Source organism: Mesorhizobium sp. M5C.F.Ca.IN.020.32.2.1 (assembly GCF_004023105.1).
In the GTDB taxonomy this organism is placed as follows: domain Bacteria; phylum Pseudomonadota; class Alphaproteobacteria; order Rhizobiales; family Rhizobiaceae; genus Mesorhizobium; species Mesorhizobium wenxiniae.
Window position 1 is genome coordinate 1 of record NZ_RZSX01000226.1, and the last position, 7,910, is coordinate 7,910.

The 7,910-nt window shown below is 56.1% G+C and carries 5 protein-coding genes; 1 reads left to right on the forward strand and 4 read right to left on the reverse strand.

Annotated features, from left to right (window positions below; all coding sequences use genetic code 11):
- The first annotated feature begins 1,016 nt into the window (after positions 1–1,016).
- A complete protein-coding gene (locus EOA86_RS13650; protein ID WP_091599432.1) occupies positions 1,017–2,693 on the forward strand; it encodes a GMC family oxidoreductase N-terminal domain-containing protein in 1,677 nt (558 codons plus the stop codon).
- Between the two features lie 558 nt (positions 2,694–3,251).
- Here the strand turns inward: EOA86_RS13650 and EOA86_RS13655 are convergent.
- The 4 genes from EOA86_RS13655 to ectB form a co-directional block, all read right to left on the reverse strand.
- Positions 3,252–3,671 carry a DUF2267 domain-containing protein gene (locus EOA86_RS13655; protein ID WP_091599435.1) on the reverse strand — a complete coding sequence of 140 codons (420 nt, stop codon included), beginning with the start codon at positions 3,669–3,671 and terminating at the stop codon, positions 3,252–3,254.
- 176 nt (positions 3,672–3,847) lie between these two features.
- Positions 3,848–4,777, reverse strand: a complete 930-nt coding sequence (locus EOA86_RS13660; RefSeq protein ID WP_091599567.1) for a 2-oxoglutarate and iron-dependent oxygenase domain-containing protein — start codon at positions 4,775–4,777, stop codon at positions 3,848–3,850.
- A 1,033-nt stretch (positions 4,778–5,810) separates the two neighbouring features.
- Positions 5,811–6,650, reverse strand: a complete 840-nt coding sequence (locus tag EOA86_RS13665; RefSeq protein ID WP_091599437.1) for a hypothetical protein — start codon at positions 6,648–6,650, stop codon at positions 5,811–5,813.
- Positions 6,643–7,899 carry a diaminobutyrate--2-oxoglutarate transaminase gene (gene ectB, locus EOA86_RS13670; RefSeq protein WP_091599440.1) on the reverse strand — a complete coding sequence of 419 codons (1,257 nt, stop codon included), beginning with the start codon at positions 7,897–7,899 and terminating at the stop codon, positions 6,643–6,645. Before ectB ends, EOA86_RS13665 begins: the two co-directional genes overlap by 8 nt.
- Between the last annotated feature and the right edge of the window lie 11 nt (positions 7,900–7,910).

Genomic DNA, 7,910 nt, shown 5'->3' on the forward strand with positions numbered 1-7,910 from the left:
AATTGTTCGCGACAGTATCAGCGCGGTGAAGAACACTATGGCGAACGCCTCACCGAAGCGACTCCACGGCATCGAACATCGATAGCTAGCAGCGCGACGTGCTGGCGGATCCGACTGAGCGAGTCCTTTAAGAGAGCCATCAACGTAGCGACGTCAGTTTCTGCGTAGAGCATTGTGAGAAATGAGACATGAGCGGGCTCACTCGTCTTCCGCGCCCCAGGAACCGAGATGCAGGTGGGAAGACTATGTTCCGGAACCGTCGCATCGGCCAGCTTTTGGATGGCTCCTCATTCGGCTTCCGGCCGCGCTGCACCAGTAATGCCCACCTCAAAGTCGACGGCGAGGATCGATCCCGCTCGCTTACGAGAGTCGCTGTTCTCGCCGCAACTCGCCTTGGCCGGGAAACTGCCACCCTACCAATACGCGTGGGGGATTTTAGCCAAAATACGCGATATACACTGTGTCGCTGTTCGACGCGCATCTCAGATGGGCACCTCGAACCGTCAGCGACCCCGAGCTGAATCGCCGTACCGGTGTTTGCGCAAAGCCGGCAGTTCGGCACGGCTGAGCTCTGGGACATGCTCATACCTTAGGGGGGAGGCGAGCCCTTAAACCAGTGAGTATATACTCATCCTAGATCGACCTAAACACATCTACAATGGCTCGCAACGTGGTAGGCAATTCACAATTGGTCAAAACTCGATGGATATGCGGAGATTGGACAGCTATTCTTGGAAACCACGAACGGATCGAACCTCCGGCCGGTGCGGTCGAAGTAGAGGCCGAGCTCTCCTGGATGAGCTTCTCCATTCCCCGAGTGGACTAAAGATCCTGCTAGAGCCCCGTGCCGCCCAACCCTTTTGGTTTGAGCGAAAGCCACGGTCTGAAGCGCGGATTAGTTCCTGAGTCACCCACTCGGCTTGCCACGTGGCCAGTTGTATTAGCGATCACATGAAGTCGCCGAACACACGCGCGGCCTGACACTTCTCCAGGGCGCAGAAAACGGGGGACCGTCTTTGTTATTCGATTATATAATTGTGGGTGGAGGTTCTTCCGGATGCGTCATGGCGAACAGGCTATCGGCTAATGGAACTCGGGTCCTGCTCATTGAGGCTGGTCCTGACTTTTGCCCCGATGCTATCCCTGATGATATCCTCGATGGCGACCCTACGAGGGCTTACTACAACCCGCGTTATCAGTGGCCCTCGCTCAGCGCAACCATAGTGCAGGATGTCAGCAGGCGTACACACTATGAGCAAGCCCGGGTCATGGGCGGGGGCTCTAGCATTAATGCTCAAGTAGCTAATCGGGGAGCCCCCGGAGACTATGACGAATGGGCGTCTTGCGGTGCGACGGGCTGGGACTGGGAAGGTGTCCTGCCATATTTCCGCCGACTAGAGTGCGATCTGGATTTTAATAATGAATTTCATGGCAACGACGGTCCATTGCCGATTAGACGCGTGAGCAAAGCAGAATGGTCCGGATTTATTCGCGCCGCTTCGAACGCTTTGGAAGATAACGGGATACCCTTTCGACCAGACTTTAATGGCGAGTTTGGAGATGGTCACTCAGTTGTTCCATTGACGAACCTCAACCGTCATCGCGTCTCAGCTGCAATGGCTTACTTGTCGCAGAGCGTCCGAGCTCGACCCAATCTGACAATCCTGCCCCGGACGACGGTGGTACGTTTAACCTGTTCAGGACGTCAAATAACTGGCGTCGAGACCGAAAGTGAGACCGGGAAGCCCTCATTTAGCGCGTCAACGGTTATCCTATGTGCCGGCGCCATCCATTCGCCGGCCTTGATGATGCGATCCGGGATCGGCCCAGCTGAACAGCTGTTAAACGTCGGCATCCCGGTCGTCGCAGATATAAAGGGTGTCGGGAAAAATCTTCAAGAGCACCCGGGCGTCGCCATCTCGGCGTATTTGAGGCAGGACGATCGCATGGCGCCTGTCGCGACCGGCTACATTCAGATGCATGCTCGTTACTCGTCAGGTTTCGAGGGCTGCCCGTCGAGCGATATGGCTATCTCAGCCCTCGCCAAGTCCGCGTGGCATCCGATCGGTAAACGCCTCGGCACCTTGGCTTTTTGGGTCAACCGCGCCTACTCGACGGGAACGGTTTCGCTCAAGAATTCTTCTCATGCTACTGAGCCGGAGGTGAACTTCAATATGTTGAGCGACAAGCGGGATGCTGAGCGGTTGAAGGAGGCGTTTCGGTTCGTAGCACAGCTGCTTCAGCACAAGGCGCTGGTGGCGCTCGCACTTGACCCATTTCCTTCTACCTGGACTGGGCGAGCAAAGCGGATTAGCAAGTACAATCGCCTTAATTTCGGGCTCACTTCCATTGTCGCCACGCTTATGGATAGTACCTCGTGGTTGCGTCGAAGCCTCATAAGATCTGTAATCACCGATGGTCATAGCGTATCAGACCTCCTCGAGAGCGACGGGCTTCTCGACCACTTTATACGCCAGAATGCCTTTGGAAACTTCCATCCGACTTCGACCTGTCGAATGGGACCTGCTCTGGAGCCAACTAGTGTCACGGATCCGTCTGGGCGCGTTCACCGAGTGTCGGGCTTAAGAGTCGCCGACGCGTCGGTGATGCCATTCTGCCCTAGAGCAAATACGAACATCCCAACAATTATGGTCGCTGAAAAGATCTCTCACGCCATACTGAATGAGCGCTAATCGAGACGTGAATGCCGTAAGGGATAGCATTATTCGGCGGAGCATTCCCAGACGTTCTGGCGCCTATCCATTGGCTCGGCGTCAGTCGGCCCTGCTCGGGACAAGTCTATATACCGCTGTGCCTAGGCCTTCATGTTCGCGATCTGTATCGCGGCACGGTAGTCGTCAGCTCTGACAAATTGCGGGGCGGGTTACTAACCCCTGCGATGCTTCGGGCAAGCAGCAGCCCTCCTGTATCAGGGATTGGAAGAGATGAATGACCTGAAGCTTCTAGCAGAAATGGAGGTGTCGGCAATTCGTCGGTCTGCCGATCGCGAACGGAAGGATCGTGGAGGGCTCAGGTTCAAGTGAACCAAGAGGCACTCCGCAACTCCGTCAGCCTTGGGCAATAGAGGTGATCGGATTAGCCCGCTGTCACAATGATTGGTTGGGCGACTTCGGGTTCGTGCTCATGGGAATCCGACACGTGAAGGAGCGCTCGAGGCGATACCGGTCAAGATGGATCGCCAGAATGCAGATACGTTGGCTTCGCGTATACGCTAATAGGGCACAAGTCTCTCAGGTTGGCCAAAGGTCATGCAGAACTCTCGGAGTTGCAGCCTTGGCCTCTTCGATCTCTGCTGCAGACAAACGGTCCGCCAATTGGCCTAGGACGGAGCGGGCGACCTCTTCCGGATCCACTGCCGGGTCGCGGTGGACGCCGTCGTGGATCCGATCGAGAAACGAATTCCGGTTTCTGGCTATGGCCCGTCGGCCGGGGTGCCAACCCTCGTAATAAAAGCCGCGCAGTAAGGCTGGCAGCTGCGCACCCATGTACACGGCCTCGTCCCGACCCAGGCAGTCGCGCAGGGCGTGCAGCGTTGCAATCAAAGCTAGGAAAACCCGCTCGCGATCATGCCAACGAAGTCTCCACGCCAGATCGCTGACCCAATTCTGGGTCGCCTGCAATGCATAGGTGAGATCATGACTCACGAACATGAGTATCTTTCTGTTCTTGAAGGTTGTCTAAGGGCTGCAAGGACCATGACTAGACGGCTTCCGTCCGCCCGCCGCCGCGCTATACGCGCGACGCGGGATTTTGCGTGAGTTCTCCCAGCGTGTCACCCCGAGGTGGTCGTCGCATGAGTTTAGGCAGCCTGAGGACACCGGACACTTTACTGCAACTCTCGGGCGCGCCCGGCGCCATTCCCTGTCTCGACTGACTCGTAATTGCGCAGCATCATTTCCGCGACACTGAAGGTGTGGCGCCCTTCCCGCGAAGTCAGGCGCGCGTCGACGTCGGGATAGATAAAGAAGGGAAGCGAAATTCGGTCGGTCAGACCATTGTGCGCGACCTGATGCGGCGTACTCTTGAAGCGGTCGTCGCTCAAAGCCTGAAGCATATCGCCCAAATTGACTACGAGACTGTCGGGCAGGCTCGGCACTGGCATCCAGCGCCCGCGCAACCACACCTGCAACGACCGGGTGGGGAGTTCCTCCTGCAGCAGCAGCGTGAAGAAGCCACCATCGGTGTGCTTGGCGCACGTGCCGCCGCGAGCTGGATACCGAATTACGCGTTGCTCGAGCGTCGGCGGGCTGAAATACCGTTGGAACCAGCCCTGTTCCAAACCGATCACGTCGGCAAGCGCGGTTCCGAGCTGCGGGACGACTTCGCGGAGCACGGTAGCCTGCAAGGCAAGCAGGCTTCGCGCGAAACCAGGAGCCAAAGCCTCATCCGGAAACAGTGTGCTCCCCGCAAACGGACGCCGATCGCCTTCGTTGTCGATTCCGAGATCGAACACTTCCTTTGGATCGCGGCCGGCCTCAGGATGCAGGATTTCGCCGTACAGCGGACTGTATCCACGTGCGATAGTGGGGTACACGTTTTGTGCGGCGTGACCGAAGCGTTCCTTTGTAGCCAGTGGCAACGCGAAGAACCGCCGGGACGCGTCGATGGCATCCGCGATCTGTTCCTTCGGGATTCCGTGCTCGATAAGGTAGAAGAACCCGGACACCTCGCATGCATTGCCTAAGCGCTGTTGCTCTTCATGTCGCGTCGCATCGGCAGACAGTTTCGCCAATGAGATTTGCGGTAGCGTGGTCATAGTCATCCTCCGTCTGTATCGGCGCCCCCTGTTGGGCTCCTGGAAAATCTCGCAACTCAGTTTCTGCCTAAGTAAAATAAAAGAATGAGACCCCCTGATCCAGTTAACTTATGGGATCAATATCACGTTATTGGGGGCCAATTCAACAAATTATATATTAAAAATATAATACAATTTCGTTATCATGTTTTGAAACAACATCAATATTGTAGGTGATTTTCGCCTACTTTTACCTCCGGGGTAGCGCCAAGTACATTTCCTGGTATGCGAAGCTTATCACGGCCATGGACTTCTGTTTCAAGAGCCAACCGGACAGGAACTGACGTTTGAGTTTTCCCGCCGTAAGACAGACTGGCAATTGCTCGCGAGGTATTCGGCCTCTCCTCTGCGGGGCGACCAGGAGTCAGGCCAGCTTTCACTCAGTCGGAGCGACCTTTCGAGAAATCCTTCAAAAACTGAGAATCTAAGATTGTTTCGTTATATTGAGCCATCTTTAAAGTGTGTCGATGGTGCCTTCCACCCAAGCCGTCAGCCGCGGATAGCGAGGCAACCATTTGGCAAGTCACGCGGGGAGATCGGTCTTGGCACGGCGAGATCGATAGTGCGTTCGACGGGAGGTGGCGCGCCATGATGCATGAGAATATTCCGGCCCAATCTCTACCGTGCTGACTTACCAGGGCAGACGCTTTACGCACGCGACGGGGCCGGAGGCGAGGGATCCAAGGCGTTCATCTCAGTGGGATGGTCAATGGCTTTTCAACCGGTCAAAGCTATGACGCCGCAGTCGTCGCGGATCGCAAGAAAGAATTCGTGCGACGATCCACATGTTTCTTTCCCTGCTTCGGAGGCCGGCCCCTTGCAAGCAACGATGTCCTCGTTGGAACTCACGCCACGAGTGATCTTCTTTCTACATCAATTAGGATGGACTCTAATTGCAGCTAGAGGAAATCACCCGTGGCAAGTCCCCCGTGACGAAGGATGCTCACGCTTTAACTGCCGGCTAAATCCGGTCGGTCGCTGCGACATTCCTATTTCAGGTCCACCAGAGAACAAGATCAGGCCGGGCAAATCCGAAAAAGCAATTCAGCAGCACGCGACGCTTTCCGTTGCCTGATTGACCGGTAACCCCGTGAACGAAGCCGCCATCGATTAGGGCGATATCCCCGGTTTTGAGCTCGAACTCGCGGCAAGGGACGGCCTCCAGATAGGCTGCCGAATAGGGATATCCAGTGGTCTCCACACCTTGCGATAGCCGGTCCGCAACCGTCGGCTTGTGGCTCCAGAGCTTCAGATTGCCGCCTTCCTCAGGCATGCTGGGATAGAAGTTGAGTGCTGCGACAGTGTTGTGCGCCACCGAAGAAAGCTCGTAATCATCGCCAGCACGTAGGACTTGAGCGACATCGTCGTGTGGATCCAAGGAAAACGTGCCTGAGCCCGACCAACTGAGAGCGCGACAAACATTGGCCTGGCCGTGTTCGGAACGGGCCAGCCGCAATTCGATGCCCTGGTTGTGAAGCTCTCGCTTCAACGCCCCGAATACTGCTCGAACCGGGTCAACCAAACTCTTAAAAAGGGCATCGACGTACGGCCGCGCGTTTTCGGCGTCTGCGAAATAGGTGGCTGCATCCTTCCTGTAGTGAGATGCGCCGACATATTGTCCGGGCACACCATCTTTACGCTCTCTGAGACCGGAGCTTCCAATAAAGTTCGTAGTGATCTCCTCGGCTACTTCGGTGCTGAAAGCTTGCTTGATGTGCAGAGCGGTGAGCTCACCTTTCAGGACCGAGATGATCTCCGCCGTGTTGATCGACCCGGTCCGTTCTTTGATCGAAACCGGCGAGATGGCTGGCACTTGAGATATCTGACTAGGCATTGTCTTGCTCCTGTAGTGCGTGTTCAAGGATGGTGATGCCACGATCGAGTTCGGCATCGGTGATGGTTATCGGCGGGAGGACTTTGATAACGTCGCGATTTGGCCCCGAGGATTCGATAAGAAGGCCATTTTCGAATGCGACATCGTGCACGCGGCCGACCACTGCCGGTGAACGGCATTTCAGGCCGGCCATCAGACCGCGGCCGCGCTTCTGTTCGATGTATCTTGGAAATTTCGCAACGAGGCGGGCGAGGTGCGTTTGCAGCCTGACGGCTGTCCGCTCGACACCTGCGGTAAATCGTTTATCCGACCACATTTTGCACATGGCTCCTGCCGTTACGAAGGCGAAATTGTTGCCTCTGAAGGTCCCGCTATGTTCTCCGGGCTTCCATATGTCCAAGTCGGGTCGAATCAGAACGATGGACAGCGGGCTACCTGAACCGCTTAGGGACTTGGAAAGACACACAATGTCCGGTTCGATTTTTGCGGACTCGAATGAAAAGAAATCGCCAGTTCGGCCGGCACCCGCCTGAATATCGTCGACGATAAAAACAATGCCGTGAGTACGGCAAATGCGCTGAATTTCCGTGAGCCAAGCTGCAGATGCGGCGTTCATGCCGCCTTCCGCCTGGATCGTCTCCAGAATGATTGCGGCAGGCTTTTCTATACCGCTCCCCGCGTCGCTCAAAACGTGGTCGATGTAACTGGCGGAATCGAAAGCTTGGCTCGGATAGCCGTCATAGGGAACACGGATCACATCGTGGCGAGCAACGCCTCCCAGTTCCCTGGTTGAGGCCGAGCCCGACACCGCCAGAGAGCCGAGCGACATGCCGTGGAACGCATTCGTAAAGGCCATGACGCTCGAGCGGCCGGTGTATTTTCGCGCCAGCGCCAGCGCCGCTTCGTTGGCGTTCGTGCCGGTCGGCCCGGGAAACTGAATCTTGTACGAAAGGCCTCTGGGTTTCAGGATCCAATCGACGAACCCTTCAATGAAGTCACGCTTTGCCGCCGTATGCATATCAAGCGACAGAAGAATGTTCTCACCGAAGAGATATTCAATCGCTGGCGCCATAATATCCGGATTGTTGTGCCCGTAATTGAGCGCCCCGGACCCAACGAGGAAGTCGATATATGCTTTACCGGTCTCGTCCCAGATGGTGGCCCCAAGTGCCCTCGCAAAGACCGCGGGGAACGCCCGGCAATAACGACGAACGTTAGATTCATGGGCCGTGAAAGCGTCGGTGTTCATATTGATTCCTC

Bases quoted from the DNA above. Each gene is read 5' to 3' on its own strand.
- EOA86_RS13660 (WP_091599567.1), bottom strand. From the start codon at position 4,777: ATGACCACGCTACCGCAAATCTCATTGGCGAAACTGTCTGCCGATGCG.
- ectB (WP_091599440.1), bottom strand. From the start codon at position 7,899: ATGAACACCGACGCTTTCACGGCCCATGAATCTAACGTTCGTCGTTAT.
- EOA86_RS13665 (WP_091599437.1), bottom strand. From the start codon at position 6,650: ATGCCTAGTCAGATATCTCAAGTGCCAGCCATCTCGCCGGTTTCGATC.
- EOA86_RS13655 (WP_091599435.1), bottom strand. From the start codon at position 3,671: ATGTTCGTGAGTCATGATCTCACCTATGCATTGCAGGCGACCCAGAAT.